Origin of the sequence: Pseudomonas sp. Irchel 3H3, from assembly GCF_900187635.1 — a bacterium.
Taxonomy (GTDB): Bacteria; Pseudomonadota; Gammaproteobacteria; order Pseudomonadales; family Pseudomonadaceae; genus Aquipseudomonas.
Genome location: NZ_FYEC01000001.1, coordinates 394518 through 412063 on the forward strand (window position 1 = coordinate 394518; position 17546 = coordinate 412063).

19 protein-coding genes are annotated in these 17546 nt (G+C 62.6%); 13 read left to right on the forward strand and 6 right to left on the reverse strand.

The features are described 5' to 3' along the window. Positions 1-16 precede the first annotated feature (16 nt). Complete coding sequence (locus tag CKW24_RS01865; protein WP_003229509.1) at positions 17-397, forward strand: RidA family protein; 381 nt, start codon at positions 17-19, stop codon at positions 395-397. Between the two features lie 55 nt (positions 398-452). Further along, a complete protein-coding gene (locus CKW24_RS01870; RefSeq protein WP_095164894.1) occupies positions 453-1193 on the forward strand; it encodes a hypothetical protein in 741 nt (246 codons plus the stop codon). 128 nt (positions 1194-1321) lie between these two features. Here CKW24_RS01870 and CKW24_RS01875 read toward each other — a convergent pair whose 3' ends face one another. Next, entirely contained in the window at positions 1322-2179 is an 858-nt protein-coding gene (locus CKW24_RS01875) for an SDR family oxidoreductase (RefSeq protein ID WP_095164896.1), read from the reverse strand. 188 nt (positions 2180-2367) lie between these two features. On the opposite strand from CKW24_RS01875, the gene exbB reads away from it, so the two are divergent. The 6 genes from exbB to CKW24_RS01905 all read left to right on the forward strand — a co-directional run bounded on the left by exbB (position 2368) and on the right by CKW24_RS01905 (position 9201). Continuing rightward, a complete protein-coding gene (exbB, locus tag CKW24_RS01880; protein ID WP_095164898.1) occupies positions 2368-3375 on the forward strand; it encodes a tonB-system energizer ExbB in 1008 nt (335 codons plus the stop codon). A 6-nt stretch (positions 3376-3381) separates the two neighbouring features. Then, entirely contained in the window at positions 3382-3810 is a 429-nt protein-coding gene (gene exbD, locus CKW24_RS01885; protein WP_095164900.1) for a TonB system transport protein ExbD, read from the forward strand. Continuing rightward, the gene (locus CKW24_RS01890; RefSeq protein WP_095164901.1) at positions 3807-4553 is read left to right on the forward strand and encodes an energy transducer TonB; all 747 of its coding nucleotides are present in this window, start codon (positions 3807-3809) and stop codon (positions 4551-4553) included. The genes exbD and CKW24_RS01890 overlap by 4 nt, the downstream gene beginning before the upstream one ends. 161 nt (positions 4554-4714) lie before the next feature. Then, complete coding sequence (locus tag CKW24_RS01895; protein ID WP_095164903.1) at positions 4715-5638, forward strand: hydrogen peroxide-inducible genes activator; 924 nt, start codon at positions 4715-4717, stop codon at positions 5636-5638. A gap of 9 nt (positions 5639-5647) precedes the next feature. After that, positions 5648-7723 (forward strand): ATP-dependent DNA helicase RecG, encoded by a 2076-nt coding sequence (gene recG / locus CKW24_RS01900; RefSeq protein WP_095164905.1) that lies wholly within the window; start codon positions 5648-5650, stop codon positions 7721-7723. A gap of 77 nt (positions 7724-7800) precedes the next feature. Further along, complete coding sequence (locus tag CKW24_RS01905) at positions 7801-9201, forward strand: aminoacyl-tRNA deacylase and HDOD domain-containing protein (protein WP_095164907.1); 1401 nt, start codon at positions 7801-7803, stop codon at positions 9199-9201. Positions 9202-9231: 30 nt separating this feature from the next. Here CKW24_RS01905 and CKW24_RS01910 read toward each other — a convergent pair whose 3' ends face one another. The 4 genes from CKW24_RS01910 to CKW24_RS01925 all read right to left on the reverse strand — a co-directional run bounded on the left by CKW24_RS01910 (position 9232) and on the right by CKW24_RS01925 (position 11688). Next, positions 9232-9615: an SCP2 sterol-binding domain-containing protein gene (locus CKW24_RS01910; RefSeq protein ID WP_095164909.1), complete on the reverse strand. Its 384-nt coding sequence runs from the start codon at positions 9613-9615 to the stop codon at positions 9232-9234. 272 nt (positions 9616-9887) lie between these two features. Next, positions 9888-10163, reverse strand: coding sequence for an HU family DNA-binding protein (locus CKW24_RS01915; protein ID WP_003213368.1), 276 nt, complete (start codon positions 10161-10163; stop codon positions 9888-9890). Positions 10164-10352: 189 nt separating this feature from the next. Further along, positions 10353-11501: an NAD(P)/FAD-dependent oxidoreductase gene (locus CKW24_RS01920; protein ID WP_095164911.1), complete on the reverse strand. Its 1149-nt coding sequence runs from the start codon at positions 11499-11501 to the stop codon at positions 10353-10355. Positions 11502-11520: 19 nt separating this feature from the next. Then, positions 11521-11688, reverse strand: coding sequence for a rubredoxin (locus CKW24_RS01925; RefSeq protein WP_007954349.1), 168 nt, complete (start codon positions 11686-11688; stop codon positions 11521-11523). Positions 11689-11889: 201 nt separating this feature from the next. Between CKW24_RS01925 and CKW24_RS01930 the strand changes: the two genes are divergently transcribed. After that, positions 11890-12453: a chorismate lyase gene (locus CKW24_RS01930; RefSeq protein ID WP_095164913.1), complete on the forward strand. Its 564-nt coding sequence runs from the start codon at positions 11890-11892 to the stop codon at positions 12451-12453. Further along, positions 12453-13343, forward strand: a complete 891-nt coding sequence (gene ubiA / locus CKW24_RS01935; RefSeq protein WP_095164914.1) for a 4-hydroxybenzoate octaprenyltransferase — start codon at positions 12453-12455, stop codon at positions 13341-13343. Before CKW24_RS01930 ends, ubiA begins: the two co-directional genes overlap by 1 nt. A gap of 70 nt (positions 13344-13413) precedes the next feature. On the opposite strand, the gene CKW24_RS01940 is transcribed toward ubiA, so the two are convergent. Next, the gene (locus CKW24_RS01940) at positions 13414-13800 is read right to left on the reverse strand and encodes a hypothetical protein (protein WP_095164916.1); all 387 of its coding nucleotides are present in this window, start codon (positions 13798-13800) and stop codon (positions 13414-13416) included. A gap of 152 nt (positions 13801-13952) precedes the next feature. On the opposite strand from CKW24_RS01940, the gene phoB reads away from it, so the two are divergent. The 3 genes from phoB (at position 13953) to CKW24_RS01955 (ending at position 17530) form a co-directional block, all read left to right on the forward strand. After that, the gene (phoB, locus tag CKW24_RS01945) at positions 13953-14642 is read left to right on the forward strand and encodes a phosphate regulon transcriptional regulator PhoB (protein ID WP_095164918.1); all 690 of its coding nucleotides are present in this window, start codon (positions 13953-13955) and stop codon (positions 14640-14642) included. A gap of 136 nt (positions 14643-14778) precedes the next feature. Next, positions 14779-16065, forward strand: coding sequence for a phosphate regulon sensor histidine kinase PhoR (gene phoR / locus CKW24_RS01950; protein WP_256585382.1), 1287 nt, complete (start codon positions 14779-14781; stop codon positions 16063-16065). A 124-nt stretch (positions 16066-16189) separates the two neighbouring features. Next, on the forward strand, positions 16190-17530 hold the full coding sequence (locus CKW24_RS01955) for a hemolysin family protein (protein WP_095164922.1): 1341 nt from the start codon (positions 16190-16192) through the stop codon (positions 17528-17530). The last annotated feature ends 16 nt before the right edge of the window (positions 17531-17546 follow it).

Genomic DNA, 17546 nt, shown 5'->3' on the forward strand with positions numbered 1-17546 from the left:
TTACAAGGAGTCATCAATGACCAAGACAGTTATCACCAGCGACAAGGCCCCAGCCGCTATCGGCACTTATTCCCAGGCGATCAAGGCCGGCAACACCGTCTACATGTCCGGCCAGATCCCGCTCGACCCAAAAACCATGGAACTGGTTGAAGGCTTCGAAGCCCAGACCGTCCAGGTGTTCGAGAACCTCAAGGCAGTAGCAGAAGCTGCCGGCGGTTCCTTCAAGGACATCGTCAAGCTGAACATCTTCCTCACCGACCTGAGCCACTTCGCCAAGGTCAACGAGATCATGGGCAAGTACTTCGACCAGCCTTACCCTGCCCGCGCCGCCATCGGCGTGGCTGCCCTGCCAAAGGGCTCCCAGGTTGAAATGGACGCCATTCTGGTAATCGAGTAACACGCGCGGCGTTACCTGACAGGTAACGCCGACCCCGCTCCCAAAGGATTTCCTCATGCGCAAAGCGCTAGCTCTCTCGTTGCTTGCGGTGCTGCTCGGCGGCTGTGCCAGTGACCCTGCCGACCGCGACATCAGCGGCACCTGGATCAACCAGGCGGCTATCGATGCCGCAGCCAAGGGCGTTCCGCTGCGTGAAGCCCTGCAAGCCAATGGCCCGAACCTGGAATGGGACGTCAACACCAAGGCCAGCCAGGCGCGCTACACCAATGGCTTTGAAAACATCGAAGGCAAGATCCTCGGCGAACAATCCGGCACCTGGAAGATCGAGGTGTACGGCAGCTCCGGCAGCGAATTGAAACGCGATGGCAAACAACTGCAACAAGCGGCCAACGACAATGAGCCGGAGCAGACGTTTGACCTGCCCAAGGAAGCCGTTCCCGTAGGCGCCCCGCTGGGTGCCAGCTTTGAGCGTGCACTTTATTCGGCCTACCTGGGCGGTGGCTGGAAGATCGTCAACGGCCCTGGAGAAGGCAATACTGTGCAGTTCCAGGCCGACGGCTCAGTGCAGGGTTTGCCGGGTGCCGATCGCTACGCCTTGTGCCTGGCCGGTGATTGCGCGTCGATGAGCGGTGGCAATGACACCATCTGGCTGCAACTCAACGAGCAGGGCAACCCATGGATCTTTACCCGCAAGGGCGATGACATGGAGATTTTCCAGGCGGTCAACGGCGCACAGGCCGATGAAAAGCCGTCGTTCTCCCCTGGCACTCGCCAGTGGACCCTGGAAAAGCAGTAAGCCGCCAGGAAACGGTGGGAGCGAGCCTGCTCGCGATGAACTCAGGGCTAACGCATGGCCTCAGGCAGCGCGCGTAATCGATGACGTGCATCGCGCGCAGCCGCAATCCCGCCCGACTCGCTCCCGCCTCAGGCCTTGCCCGCCAGAATCGCCGCATAGCCCTCGCGATAAGTCGGATACCGGGGCTTCCAGCCCAACGCCTTCGCCCGCGCATTACTGCAACGCTTGCTGCCGGTACGCCGCACGCTGGCGTCTTCGGCCCACTCCGTCACTCCCAGGTATTCGCGCAGCCACATCACCACCTCGGCCAGCGGGGCGGGTGCATCGTCGACGCCAATGTAGCAATCGTCCAGCGCCACACCCTGATGGTTGGCATCGAGCAGGAACGCCAGCAACCCGGCCGCATCGTCGGCGTGAATCCGGTTGCCATACAACGGCGGGTCCACGGCCACACGATAGCCACGACGCACCTGGGTCAACAGCCACTCGCGGCCCGGACCGTAAATTCCGGTCAAGCGCACCACGCTGGCCGGGATGCCGCTGCCCAGTGCTATCTGCTCGGCCTCCAGCATCACCCGCCCGGAATACGCCGAAGCCTTGGCCGGAGCGGTTTCATCGACCCAACCACCGTCCTGCTGCTCGTAGACACTGCTGCTGGAGACAAACAGCAAACGCTCGGGCACCTGGCCGTAGTCGTCCAGCCAGCCCAGCACATGCTGCAGGCCCTGCACATAGGCCGCGCGATAGCCCGCCTCGTCGTGATCGGTGGCTGCCGCGCAATACACCAGGTAGTCCACAGCTCCGACAGGCCAGGTCTCTGGGCAATCTTCGTTGAACAGATCACCGGCGACCCCGATCACCCCAGCCGGCAGGTTGGCAATGGTGCGACGCAACCCATAGACCTGCCAGCCTTTTGCCAGCATTTGCTCAGCCAGACGGCCGCCGACATCACCACAACCGGCGATCAATACACTAGGCGCGGACATCAATTCACTCCCCTGATAAAGGCACAGACTAGCCTCGACAATGGACGAGCGGCTAGTAATAGAAGAAAAAAAGAGACGCTATTACTTCTGTTAACAAGAATTAATTGCAATAATGCCCGCCACTTTGTTCTCGGCCCCACGAGGCCTGGAAGGACATTAACCCTCTTTTTCTCTCAGGTCCGGCCAGCATGACACGCAATCCACTCTCCGCTTCGCCAACCACACCCGTCCGCCCGTTGCGCGCCTTGAGCGCCGTAGCCGCACTGGTGTTCAGTCTCCTGCTGGCCCCCACCGCAGCGTTCGCCGATGAGCCAACCTCCGCCACCGCGCCAGCCCCAGCAGTAGCACCTGCACCGGCCGCCGACGCCGCCCATGGCAACGCCGACCACGCAGCGCCAACCGTGACGCCGGTCGCTACCGACCCGGCACTGGCTAGCGACGCACCTAGCGCTGACGAGCCTGAAGTCCTGGAAGCCGACAACACCTTGGGCATGGCCCATGACCTGTCGCCGTGGGGCATGTACCAGAACGCCGACATTATCGTGAAGATCGTGATGATCGGCCTGGCCATCGCCTCGGTCATCACCTGGACCATCTGGATCGCCAAGGGCTTCGAGCTGATGGCTGCCAAGCGTCGCCTGCGCAGTGAAATCACTCACCTGAAAAAGGCCACCACCCTCAAGGAAGCCAGCGCTACCGCCACCAAGGCCGGGACCCTGGCCAACCTGCTGGTCCATGACGCCCTGGAAGAGATGCGCCTGTCGGCCAACAGCCGTGAAAAGGAAGGCATCAAGGAACGTGTCAGCTTCCGCCTGGAGCGCCTGGTCGCGGCCTGCGGTCGCAACATGAGCAATGGCACCGGCGTGCTGGCCACCATCGGCTCCACCGCTCCCTTCGTCGGCCTGTTCGGCACCGTGTGGGGCATCATGAACAGCTTCATTGGCATCGCCAAGACCCAGACCACCAACCTCGCCGTGGTCGCCCCCGGCATCGCCGAAGCCCTGCTGGCAACCGCGCTGGGCCTGGTGGCGGCGATTCCTGCCGTGGTCATCTACAACGTCTTCGCCCGCTCCATCGCCGGCTACAAGGCTCAGGTCTCCGACGCCTCCGCTGAAGTCCTGCTGCTGGTCAGCCGCGACCTCGATCACCTGCCAAGCGAGCGCTCCTCGCAGCCGCATATGGTCAAAGTAGGGTAATCAGCCATGGGCTTGCATTTGAAGGAAGGCGCGAGCGACGACCTCGCCGAGAACCACGAAATCAACGTTACGCCGTTCATCGACGTAATGCTGGTGCTGTTGATCATCTTCATGGTGGCGGCCCCGCTGGCCACCGTGGACATCAAGGTTGACCTGCCCGCCTCCAGCGCCAAGCCGGCGCCGCGACCGGAGAAACCGGTGTTCCTCAGCGTCAAGGCCGACCAACGGCTGTACCTGGGCGAAGACGAAGTCAAGACCGAGACCCTCGGCGCGACCCTCGATGCTCGCACCCAGGGCAAGAAGGACACCACCATCTTCTTCCAGGCCGACAAAGGCGTGGACTATGGCGACCTGATGCACGTAATGGATGCCCTGCGGGCAGCCGGTTACCTGAAGGTCGGCCTGGTCGGACTTGAGACGGCAGCCAAAAAATGATCACGACGCGCCAAAAGCTGACGCGTTACAGCGCTAGCCTGGCGGTGGTGCTCGGCGTCCACGCGGTCGCGGTAATCCTCGCGCTCAACTGGAAGTCCTCGCCCCCCGTCACGCTGCCGCCGATGGCGATGCTGGTCGAGTTGGCGCCTGTTCCGGCGCCACCGCAACCGGCACCGCCCAAGGTCGTAACGCCACCCCAACCGCCGACACCGGTAGAAGAACTGCCGCTGCCGAAACTGGCCGAGGCGCCAAAACCGACGATCTCGGTGCCCAAGCCAAAACCCAAGCCCAAGCCTCAGCCGCCTAAACCGGTAGAGAAAAAGCCTGAGCCGGTGAAGGAAAAACCTTCGGAAACGCCACCGTCCGAGGCCCAGCCAAGCAACGTACCGCCCGCCAAATCGGCACAGCCCAGCCCCGGTCCAACGGCAGCACAAAATGCCGCCAAGGCCAGTTGGCAAGGCACACTGCTGGCGCACCTGCAGAAGTACAAGAAGTACCCGCCGGGTGCCCAGGCACGCGGCAAGGAAGGCCTGAACCGCTTGCGGTTTGTGGTCGATGCCGAAGGCAAGGTGTTGTCCTATGAGCTGGTTGGACGCTCCGGCAACGCCGATCTGGATCGGGCCACCCTGGAAATGATCCGCCGCGCCCAGCCCCTGCCCAAGCCACCGGCCGATATGCTCAACAACGGCTCGATCGAAATCGTCGCACCGTTTGTGTACTCGCTGGAGAAGAAGCGCCGTTAAGCAACACAATGCCCTACAAGGAAGGCACCGAAAGGTGCCTTCTGCATATCCGGCAACGGCAAAGATGCATTGCCCAGTGTCACTCCACACACTCAGTCTGATAACGTGCGTCTATCGATTGCAGCCGGTATGCTTGGCCCGCAACTTCACGGACGCCCGCTATGACTCTCACAGAATTACGCTACATCGTTACCCTCGCCCAAGAACAGCATTTCGGCCACGCGGCTGAACGCTGCCACGTCAGTCAGCCGACCCTGTCGGTGGGCGTGAAAAAGCTTGAAGACGAACTCGGTGTGCTGATTTTCGAGCGCAGCAAAAGCGCGGTGCGCCTGACTCCGGTCGGCGAAGGCATCGTCGCCCAGGCGCAGAAGGTCCTGGAGCAGGCCCAAGGCATCCGTGAACTGGCCCAGGCCGGCAAGAACCAGTTGACCGCGCCGCTCAAGGTCGGCGCGATCTACACCGTCGGCCCGTACCTGTTCCCGCACCTGATTCCACAACTGCACCGGGTCGCCCCGCAGATGCCGTTGTACATCGAAGAGAACTTCACCCACGTGCTGCGCGACAAACTGCGCAACGGCGAGCTGGACGCGATCATCATCGCCCTGCCGTTCAACGAAGCCGACGTGCTGACCCTGCAACTCTACGACGAGCCGTTCTACGTCCTGATGCCGGCCCAGCACCCCTGGACCCAGAAAGACACCATCGACGCCAGCCTGCTCAACGACAAGAGCCTGTTGCTGCTCGGTGAAGGTCACTGCTTCCGCGACCAGGTCCTCGAAGCCTGCCCGACCCTGGCCAAGGGCAACGACGGTGCCAAGCACACCACGGTCGAGTCCAGCTCGCTGGAAACCATCCGCCACATGGTGGCCTCGGGCTTGGGCATCTCGATCCTGCCGCTGTCGGCCGTCGACAGTCACCACTACGCCCCCGGCGTGATCGAAGTGCGCCCGCTGACCCCACCGGTGCCGTTCCGCACCGTGGCCATCGCCTGGCGCGCCAGCTTCCCGCGGCCCAAAGCAATTGAAATCCTCGCCGACTCGATCCGTCTCTGCTCGGTGGCCAAGCCGGCCACGGCTGCGGGTTAAGCGTTCGCCATGACGGAGCTGTCGCAAGTGTCGGTCACGGCACTCAAGGGTGTCGGCGAAGCCATGGCCGAAAAACTCGCCAAGGTCGGCCTGGAGAACCTCCAGGACGTACTGTTCCACCTGCCGCTGCGCTACCAAGACCGCACCCGGGTGGTGCCCATCGGTCATTTGCGGCCCGGGCAGGATGCTGTGATCGAAGGCACCGTCAGCGGCGCCGACGTGGTCATGGGCCGGCGCCGCAGCCTGGTAGTACGCCTGCAGGACGGCACCGGCGGCTTGAGCCTGCGTTTCTACCATTTCAGCAACGCGCAAAAGGAAGGCCTGAAACGTGGCACCCGCGTGCGCTGCTACGGCGAAGCACGGCCCGGTGCATCGGGCCTGGAGATCTACCACCCGGAGTACCGCGCCATCACCGGCGACGAACCGCCGCCGGTAGATGAAACCCTGACCCCGGTCTACCCGCTCACCGAAGGCCTGACCCAACAGCGTTTGCGCCAACTGTGCCAGCAAACCCTGACCTTGCTCGGCCCCAGCAGCCTGCCGGACTGGTTGCCCAGCGAACTGGCGCGTGACTACCAACTGGCGCCGCTGGACGACGCAATCCGCTACCTGCATCACCCACCCGCCGATGCCGATGTCGACGAACTCGCCCTGGGCCACCACTGGGCGCAACATCGCCTGGCATTCGAAGAGTTGTTGACCCATCAGTTGTCGCAACAACGCCTGCGCGAAAGCATGCGTTCGCTACGCGCGCCGGCCATGCCCAAAGCCAGCCGATTGCCGGCCCAATACCTGGCCAACCTGGGCTTCCCGCCGACCGGCGCGCAGCAACGGGTGGGCAATGAAATCGCCTACGACATGAGCCAGCACGAACCCATGCTGCGGCTGATCCAGGGCGATGTCGGCGCCGGCAAGACCGTAGTCGCCGCCCTCGCCGCCCTGCAAGCGCTGGAGGCTGGCTACCAGGTGGCACTGATGGCGCCCACCGAGATTCTCGCCGAACAACACTTCATCACCTTCAAGCGCTGGCTCGAGCCCCTGGGCCTGGAAGTCGCCTGGCTGGCCGGCAAGCTCAAGGGCAAGAACCGTGTCGCCGCCCTCGAACAGATCGCCAGCGGCACGCCAATGGTGGTCGGCACCCACGCACTGTTTCAGGATGAAGTGCAGTTCAAGAACCTGGCGCTGGTGATCATCGACGAACAGCACCGCTTCGGCGTCCAGCAACGCCTCGCGCTGCGCCAGAAAGGCGTGGGCGGGCGGATGTGTCCACACCAGTTGATCATGACCGCCACGCCGATTCCACGCACCCTGGCCATGAGCGCCTACGCCGACCTCGACACCTCGATCCTCGATGAACTGCCGCCCGGGCGCACCCCGGTCAATACCGTGCTGGTCACCGACACGCGCCGCGTCGAAGTCATCGAGCGCGTGCGCGGGGCTTGTGCCGAAGGGCGCCAGGCGTATTGGGTGTGCACCCTGATCGAGGAATCGGAAGAACTCACCTGCCAGGCCGCCGAGACCACCTTTGCCGACCTCACCGCCGCCCTCGGCGAATTGAAGGTGGGGCTGATCCACGGCCGCATGAAGCCTGCGGAAAAGGCCGCGGTGATGGCCGAGTTCAAGGCCGGGGCCTTGCAACTGCTGGTGGCCACCACGGTGATCGAAGTCGGGGTCGACGTGCCCAATGCCAGCTTGATGATCATCGAAAACCCGGAGCGCCTGGGCCTGGCGCAATTGCACCAACTGCGTGGCCGGGTGGGCCGAGGCAGCGCCGCCAGCCACTGCGTGCTGCTCTACCACCCACCACTGTCGCAGATCGGCCGGCAACGCCTGGGCATCATGCGCGAAACCAACGACGGATTTGTGATCGCCGAAAAGGACCTTGAGCTGCGCGGCCCCGGCGAAATGCTTGGCACTCGCCAGACCGGCCTGCTGCAATTCAAGGTCGCCGACCTGATGCGCGACGCCGACCTGTTACCCGCGGTGCGCGACGCGGCGCAGGCGCTGCTGGAACGTTGGCCGCACCATGTCAGCCCGTTGCTGGATCGCTGGCTACGCCATGGTCAACAATACGGCCAGGTGTAACGTGTCGCCTGGCTTGGCCAGCAAGGGCACCCGCAAGCTGGTTATACTCTCGAAATTGTAGGGATCGGATCCAGACCATGACTGAAGTTGCTCTCGCTGGCGAAACCCCGCACACGCCGTCGGTTATCCGGCTATTGCTCGGCAAGCTAGGCATCGGCTACACCGAAGTGCTTGAACATCCAGGCCTGAATGCCGAGCGCAAGGTCCAGGCAGTGCTGCTCGACGACGCCATCGGTGCGCTCATGGTGCTGTTCCCGCAGAGCCAGTTGCTGGACCTCAATCGCCTGGCCGAACTCACCGGTCGCCGCCTCACCGCAGTGCCGCAGGACCGCCTGGAGCGCATGCTTGGCAAGCACAACCTGAGCCTGCTGCCCGGCCTGCCGGCCCTCACCAGCTCTCCGTGCCTGTACGAACAAAGCCTGCTCGACCAGCCACTGCTGCTGATCAATTCCGGCGAGCCAGGCATGCTCCTGGAAATCCGCGGCGAAGACTTCAAGAGCATGCTCACCCAGGCCAGCGCCGCAAATTTTGGCGAGCCGCTGAGCCGCATCCGGCCGAACCTCGACCGCCCGGGAGATGACCGCGAGGAAATCACCCAGGCCGTCCAGGCCTTCACCGCGCGCCGCATCCAGCAACGCCTGGAAGCGACCATCGAGATTCCACCCCTGGCCGGTTCCGCACAGAAAATCATCAAACTGCGGGTCGACCCCAATGCCACCATCGACGACATCACCGGCGTCGTCGAAACCGATCCGGCACTCGCCGCCCAGGTCGTGAGCTGGGCGGCATCGCCGTACTACGCGTCACCGGGCAAGATCCGCTCGGTGGAAGACGCAATTGTCCGCGTACTGGGCTTTGACCTGGTGATCAACCTGGCGCTGGGCCTGGCCCTGGGGAAAACCCTGAGCCTGCCCAAGGATCACCCACAACAGGCCACGCCGTACTGGCAGCAGTCGATCTACACCGCCGCCGTCATCGAAGGCCTGACCCGGGCCATGCCGCGGGCCCAACGCCCGGAAGCCGGCCTGACCTACCTGGCAGGCCTGCTGCACAACTTTGGCTACCTGCTGTTGGCCCATGTCTTCCCGCCACACTTCTCGCTGATCTGCCGTCACCTGGAGGTCAACCCGCACCTGTGCCACACCTATATTGAGCAGCATTTGCTGGGGATCAGCCGGGAACAGATCGGCGCCTGGCTGATGCGCCACTGGGACATGCCCGACGAACTGGCCACCGCCCTGCGCTTCCAGCACGACCCAAGCTACGACGGCGAATTCGCCGAGTATGCCAATCTGGTGTGCCTGGCCGTACGCCTGCTGCGCAGCCGAGGCGTCGGTTCCGGCCCGGACACCAACATCCCCGACGCCCTGCTCGAGCGCCTGGGCCTGACCCGCGACAAAGCCGAGGAAGCGGTCAGCAAGGTGCTGGATGCCGAAGTGCTGTTGCGCGAACTGGCGTCGCAGTTCTCCCACACCTAGGCACTACGCTGCCCGGCGCCAGCGTCGGCCTCACGCCTTAGGCTTGGCCTTGCGCGGTTTCAGATACTTGGTCAGCCCCTGGAACCACATCACCAGCGCTGGGTTGCCCTTGATCTGGATCGACTTGTCCTGGATCCCGGTCATGAATGCCAGTTGCTTGTTCTTCGCCTGCATCGTGGCGAAACCGTAGGCTGCGTCCTTGAAAGCGATGGCGAAGGCCGGCTCGGCATACAGCCCGGACTTGCTGGTGATGCGCTGGTCTTTGACCACGAAATGCCGTGCCACCTTGCCGTCCTGCGTCTGCAACTGGAACACCAGGTCCTTGTCGGCCAACTGCTGCTGAAAAGCCGGGTTGGTCCGGCTGGCCTTGCGCATCAGCAAGCCCAGCATCCACAGGAGAAAACGAAATTTCATGCTCAAGCCCCAGAAGAAAAAAGTGAACGCCGGGGCAGTTTAACGAGTTCAAACTGGAACGCCACTGTTACCTATCGTTGTCGGGAGATGAGCTGCTTTTTACGTAAGATGACTACCAAGTCACCGTCAACGATTCAAACCAAAGACCTCCGCTGGCCAGTTTTTGCCCGCAGCCAGCCCAAGTCAGCGGCCACAAAAAATGGGCACCCAACCTGATTGGCGTGCCCATTTTTCGATCCAGCTCACCCGTTATACGGGAGGGTGGTCGGGGGTTACGGATTAACGCTGTCTTTCAACGATTTGCCTGGCTTGAACGCGACGGTGTTGCTGGCCTTGATTTTCACTGGCTCACCGGTCTGCGGGTTTTTGCCGGTGCGGGCACCACGGTGGCGCTGCAGGAAAGTGCCGAACCCTACCAGGGTGACGCTGTCCTTGCGGTGCAGTGCGCCGGTGATCTCTTCAAGAACGGCGTTGAGAACGCGGTTGGCCTGCTCTTTGGTGAGATCAGCTTTTTCGGCGATTGCGGCGGCGAGTTCTGGTTTACGCATGAGTGAAGCCTCTTTGACGGTTTTTTGTTGTTATGTCCGTGCTGTTCTTCCGGAACAGCGCCCAAGGCGCCGCAGGCTCTACTCTGCGGCAGACGGGTGTGAGGATGGCACGCGGATACGGGCTACGCCAGTCTCGACGCGACCTTTGTAGGGGTTAAAGCGGGGTGATTCCGACAGAACGACCTGTATTTATGCCAGAAGCGCCGGAAGCTCCTTGTTTAGAGCCAATTTGTCCATCACCGCCGCCCCCGTAAGGGCGTAACCCAGGAGCTTGCCGCTGCTGTCGCGGCACAGCGCCTTGATGTCGGCGCCCTGCCCCTCCACCGTCCAGACGCCCTCAGAGCCCCGTGGCGGCGGGGAAACCACCAGCGGGCACACCGGGGTTTTCACGGTGATCGGCATCGCTCCGTAGCTCACCGCGGTCGGGTTGCCGGCCAGGGTTTGTGCCAGCGCCCGCGCACAACTCATGAGCGGCATCACGTACAGCAGATTCAGCCCATCGACCTCGGCACAGTCACCCAGGGCATAGATATTGGCGTGGGAGGTTTTCAGGTGCCGGTCCACCATCACCCCACGATTGGTCTGCAAACCGGCGGCCGCCGCCAGATCAATTCGCGGGCGCAGGCCAATGGCCGAGACCACCACGTCACAAGGCAGCACCTGGCCGTCGGACAAATGCCCTTCCAGGCCGTCAGCGGTGCGCTGCAAACGGTTGAGCACCGGCCCCAGGTGGAATTTCGCCCCCAGGCTTTCCAGCCCGGCTTGCACCGCAGCCGCGGCGGCTGGGTGCAGCAACGTCGGCATGACCTGCTCGCACGGCGCTACGAGTTGCACCTCATAACCACCGAGGATCAGGTCATTGGCAAACTCACAGCCGATCAGCCCGGCCCCCAGCAACAGCACCCGGCGCTTGCCGGCGGCGGCTGCGCGAAAACGGGCATAGTCTTCCAGGTCATTGATCGGGAAGATCGCCTCTGGCGCGTCCCCCTGCACCGGCACACGCACGGTTTCTGCGCCCCAGGCCAGGATCAGGTCGCGATAGGCTACCGCCTCTTCACCAATCCACAGGCGCTTGTGGCCCGGGTCGATGCCGCTGATGCGCGTATGGGTGCGCACCTCGGCCTTGAGCTGCTCGGCCATGGCGCCAGGCTCGGCCATGCTCAGGCCGTCGGCGTCCTTGTTCTTGCCAAAGCCGGTGGAGAGCATCGGCTTGGAGTAGGAGCGCCCGTCATCTGCGGTAATCAGCAACAGCGGAGTTTCGCCATCGAGTTTGCGAAACTCCCGGGCCAGGTTGTAGCCAGCCAGCCCAGTGCCGACGATCACGACAGGTGCGTTCATTCCTTACTCCTCGAATCGGTTAGTTGATTTCAATCATTTCGAAATCCATCTTGCCCACGCCGCAGTCCGGGCACAGCCAGTCTTCTGGCACGTCCTGCCACAGGGTACCCGGTGCGATGCCGTCATCCGGCCAGCCGTCGGCTTCGTTGTAGATCAGCCCACAGACTACGCATTGCCACTTCTTCATTGCTTGTTTCCTCGGATTCACAGGCTTTATCTGGCGCGGACAGTCGCCCGCCAAGGGTCCGCCGTCCGGCTCAGGGCGTTTTGTACTGATCGCACTCGACAGATGCAAGCGTGTTCGACGCCACAGGCCGGTCCGATCACTCAATATCGCCGACCAACATGTTAAGCTCGCCGCCTCATTTGCTGCCAATAATGACTCACTGTGCCGCACTCAAACGCCCTCGCCCCGACTCCGCTCTGGCTACCGCAAAGCCAGCTGACACCCCTTCCCGATGCGCAAACCCTCGACTGGCTGTTCGATCAAGGCTCGCTCACCCGACGCCTGACGCGCTTGTCGAATGACGGTTTCAGCGTCACGCCGCTGTACGAAGGTTGGCAGCCGTTGCGCGCCGATGAATGCGCCGTCCTCGACTTGCCAGCGGACAGTGAAGGTTGGGTGCGCGAGGTGTATTTGCGCGGCCACGGCCAGGCCTGGGTATTTGCCCGCAGCGTGGCGGCGCGCAGTGCGTTGCGCGATGGCGGCTTGAACATGGATGAATTGGGCAGCCGCTCCCTGGGGGAGTTGCTGTTCTGTGACCAGGCGTTCCAGCGCCGCGCCATCGAGGTCTGCCACTACCCCGTTGATTGGCTGCCCCCTGAGGTTCAGGCCCCGGCCTTGTGGGGCCGCCGTTCGCGTTTCGACCGCGGTGGCTTGAGCGTGCTGGTCGCAGAAATCTTCTTGCCGGCCCTGTGGCGGGCGGTTGGCGCGCCTGCGGAGAATGGCTGATGTACCAGAACCTGCTCAAATCGCTGAATCGCTTGAACCCGCGCGCCTGGGACTTCGTCCAGTTGACGCGCATGGACAAACCCATCGGCATCTACCTGCTGCTATGGCCGACCCTGTGGGCACTGTGGATCGCCGGTGAAGGCTCGCCGTCCCTGGCCAACATCGTGATTTTTATCCTCGGCGTGGTACTGACCCGCGCCGGCGGCTGTGTGATCAACGACTGGGCCGACCGCAAGGTCGACGGCCATGTAAAGCGTACCGCCCAACGCCCACTGGCTGCCGGCAGAATCAGCTCCCGGGAGGCGCTGGTGTTCTTTGCGCTGCTGATGGGCCTGAGCTTCCTGCTGGTGCTGTGCACCAACGCGGCGACGATCTGGTTGTCATTCGGTGGCCTGGCACTGGCGGCCAGCTACCCCTTCATGAAGCGCTACACCTATTACCCGCAAGTGGTGCTGGGTGCCGCGTTCTCCTGGGGCATGCCGATGGCGTTCACCGCCGAGACCGGCGAGCTGCCGGCCATCGCCTGGCTGCTGTGGATCGCCAACTTGCTGTGGACGGTTGGCTACGACACCTACTACGCCATGACCGACCGCGATGATGATCTGAGGATCGGCGTGAAATCCACGGCGATCCTGTTTGGCGATGCCGACCGGGCAATCATTCTCACGCTGCAGGGGCTGGCGCTGGGCTGCCTGTGGCTGGCCGGCTCGAAGTTCGCCCTGGGCGGCTGGTTCCACCTCGGCTTGCTGGCGGCTGCCGGCTGTTTCGCCTGGGAGTTCTGGTACACCCGCGACCGGGACCGACTGAAGTGCTTCCGGGCGTTCCTGCACAATCACTGGGCAGGATTGGCGATTTTTGTCGGGATCGTGCTGGATTACGCGTTGCGCTGACGGGGCGGTGGAGATTTTGTAGCAGCTGGCGCAGCCGGACGCAGCCTTCGCCAGCGGCTACAACAACGGGTTATTTCTGCGACTGGTGAACCACGTGCCAGACGTCTTTCATCTTGTCGCCCTTCATTTCGCCGGGCTTTTCGTCCTTGACGAAGGTGTACAGCGGCTTGCCGTCATAAGCCCATTGCATCTTGCCGTCGTCACGCTTGATCGCTGTCCATTTGCCGTCGGCCTTGGCATCCGCCGGCGCCGTCAGCGGTGGCCAGTTTTTTGCGCAATCATCGTTACACATCGACTTTCCACCACTGTCCTTGTCGAACGTGTACAACGTCATGCCCTGGGGATCGACCATCATGCCGCCTTTCATCATTGCCGGCTCGGCAGCCATGGCGATTGCCGGCAAGGCCAGGGCAGCAGCGAGTACCAAGGCCTTGAAGGAGTGAGCATAGTCAGTCATGGAAACCTTCTTTTGTGGTAGTCAGGATTCGGACTTAGAGCTTAGCCCAGGATCACGCGCCTCGCAGAGACACTGGAATGCTGTAACACGACTGCAATAATTCCGTTATCTAATGCGGCGCAAGACAGTTAAATGACAAGAGGATTAAACCCATGGTTGGCAGGAGCATTCTGATCGTCGACGACGAAGCGCCCATTCGCGAAATGATCGCCGTTGCGTTGGAAATGGCCGGCTATGACTGCCTGGAGGCGGAGAACGCCCAACAGGCGCACGCCATTATCGTCGACCGCAAACCGGACCTGATCCTGCTCGACTGGATGCTGCCTGGCACCTCGGGGATCGAACTGGCCCGCCGCCTCAAGCGTGACGAGCTGACCGGTGATATCCCGATCATCATGCTCACCGCCAAGGGCGAAGAAGACAACAAGATCCAGGGCCTGGAAGTGGGCGCGGATGACTACATCACCAAGCCGTTTTCCCCCCGCGAGCTGGTCGCTCGCCTCAAGGCCGTGCTGCGCCGCACCGGCCCTACCGAAGGTGAAGCCCCGATTGAAGTGGGCGGCCTGCTGCTGGACCCGATCAGCCACCGGGTAACCATCGACGGCAAACCGGCCGAGATGGGCCCCACCGAATACCGCCTGCTGCAGTTTTTCATGACCCACCAGGAACGCGCCTACACCCGTGGCCAGTTGCTGGACCAGGTCTGGGGCGGCAATGTGTATGTCGAGGAGCGCACGGTGGACGTGCACATCCGTCGCCTACGCAAAGCCCTGGGTGATGCTTACGAAAGTCTGGTACAAACCGTGCGCGGTACCGGCTATCGTTTTTCGACCAAGGCATAAAAACCGCTGCAAGCTTGAAGCTACAAGCGGCAAGCAACAGCAGAGCCGCTTCAACTTGCAGCTTGCAGCTTGAAACTAGAAGCTGCCTTTAGGACCCCCCGTGAACCAAAACTGGCATGGCACCCTGATCCGCCACATGCTGCTGCTGGTCACCGGCTGCCTGGTGATCGGCCTGATCACCGGCTATTACGGCTGGAGCCTGGCCGTGGGCCTGGGTCTTTACCTGGGCTGGACCCTCAAGCAATTGCTGCGCCTGCACGAGTGGCTGCGCCTGCACAAACCCGATGAAGCACCGCCCGATGGCTACGGCCTGTGGGGCGAAGTATTCGACAGCATCTACCACCTGCAACGCCGCGATCAACGGGTGCGCGGGCGCCTGCAAGCGGTGATCGACCGGGTCCAGGAGTCCACAGCGGCACTCAAGGACGCGGTGGTGATGCTCGACAGCGATGGCAACCTGGAATGGTGGAACCGCGCCGCCGAAACCCTGCTGGGACTCAAGACGCCCCAGGACAGCGGCCAACCGGTGACCAACCTGGTGCGCCACCCGCGCTTCAAGGAGTACTTCGAGCAAGACAGCTACGCCGAGCCGCTGGAAATCCCCTCGCCGACCAACGATCGGATGCGCATCCAGCTGTACATCACCCGTTATGGCAACAATGAGCACCTGATGCTGGTGCGCGACGTGACGCGCATCCATCAGCTGGAGCAGATGCGCAAGGATTTCATCGCCAACGTTTCCCATGAACTGCGCACGCCACTGACGGTAATCAGCGGCTACCTGGAAACCCTGCTGGACAACGTCGAAGACGTGAACCCGCGCTGGACCCGCGCGCTGCAGCAGATGCAGCAGCAAGGCGGTCGCATGCAGACCTTGCTCAATGACTTGCTGCTACTGGCCAAGCTCGAGGCCACCGACTATCCCTCGGACAACCAGCCAGTGGCGATCGACAGCCTGCTGCAGTCGATCAAGGGCGACGCCCTGGCGCTGTCCGGGCAACGCAACCAGCAAATCACCCTTGAGGCCGACCCCTCGATTCAGCTCAAGGGCAGCGAGGCCGAGTTGCGCAGCGCGTTCTCCAACCTGGTGTTCAATGCGGTGAAATACACCCCGGCCGAAGGCCATATCCGCATCCGCTGGTGGGGCGATGAGCAAGGCGCGCACCTGAGCGTGCAGGACTCGGGGATCGGCATCGACAATAAGCACCTGCCACGCCTGACCGAACGTTTCTACCGCGTCGATTCGAGCCGCAACTCCAACACCGGCGGCACCGGCCTGGGCCTGGCGATCGTCAAGCACGTGCTGCTGCGCCACCGCGCCCGGATGGAAATCAGCAGCGTGCCAGGCCATGGCAGCACCTTCACCTGCCATTTTGTGCCGGTGCAGGTGAGCAAATCACGCACCAGCAGCCTGACCGACTAGCCCCCCGCGCTACTTCCCCCTAGGCAATTGCCCTGTCAGCCGCTACATTGGCTGACTTGGGCCTGCCTTTCAGGCTCGTCTGCACCCCCTTTATTCGAATATACGGAACCCGCAAAACTCCATCATGGACCCTTCCCCTGGCTTGTCCCTCGCTACACTCTTCGCCGATTTCGGCATGATTCTTTTTGCACTGATCCTGGTTTTGCTCAACGGCTTCTTCGTTGCGGCGGAATTTGCCATGGTCAAACTGCGCTCGACCCGGGTCGAGGCGATTGCCGACAAGAACGGCTGGCGCGGCCACATCCTGCGCACCGTGCACAGTCAGCTCGACGCCTACCTGTCGGCCTGCCAACTGGGCATCACCCTCGCCTCCCTCGGCCTGGGCTGGGTGGGTGAACCGGCGTTTGCGCACATTCTCGAGCCGCTGCTGGGCGCCGTGGGCGTCGAATCGCCGGAAGTGATCAAGGGCGTGTCGTTCTTTACCGCTTTCTTCATCATTTCCTACCTGCACATCGTGGTCGGTGAGCTGGCTCCGAAATCCTGGGCGATCCGCAAGCCCGAGCTGCTGTCGCTGTGGACAGCCGTGCCGCTGTACCTGTTCTACTGGGCCATGTACCCGGCCATCTACCTGCTCAACGCCAGTGCCAATGCGATCCTGCGCATTGCCGGCCAAGGTGAGCCCGGCCCGCATCACGAGCACCACTACAGCCGTGAAGAACTGAAACTGATCCTGCACTCCAGCCGTGGCCAGGACCCGAGCGACCAAGGCATGCGCGTGCTGGCCTCGGCCGTGGAAATGGGCGAGCTGGAAGTGGTCGACTGGGCCAACTCCCGGGAAGACCTGGTGACGCTGGAGTTCAACGCGCCGCTCAAGGAAATCCTGGCGATGTTCCGCCGCCACAAGTTCAGCCGGTACCCGGTGTACGACAGCGAGCGCCAAGAGTTCGTCGGCCTGCTGCACATCAAGGACCTGTTGCTGGAACTGGCCGCGCTGGACCACATTCCCGAGTCGTTCAACCTGGCCGAGCTGACCCGCCCACTGGAGCGCGTGTCGCGGCACATGCCGCTGTCGCAGTTGCTGGAGCAGTTCCGCAAAGGCGGCTCGCACTTCGCCGTGGTGGAGGAAGCCGACGGCAACATCATCGGCTACCTGACCATGGAAGACGTGCTGGAAGTGCTGGTCGGCGACATCCAGGACGAACACCGCAAGGCCGAGCGCGGCATCCTGGCCTACCAGCCGGGCAAGCTGCTGGTCCGCGGTGACACCCCGCTGTTCAAGGTCGAGCGCCTGCTGGGCGTGGATCTGGACCACGTCGAAGCCGAAACCCTGGCCGGGCTGGTCTACGACAGCCTCAAGCGGGTACCGGAAGAGGAAGAAGTGCTGGAAGTCGAAGGTTTGCGGATCATCATCAAAAAGATGAAAGGCCCGAAAATCGTCCTGGCCAAGGTACTGATGCTCGATTGAACCCGGGAAAGATCGC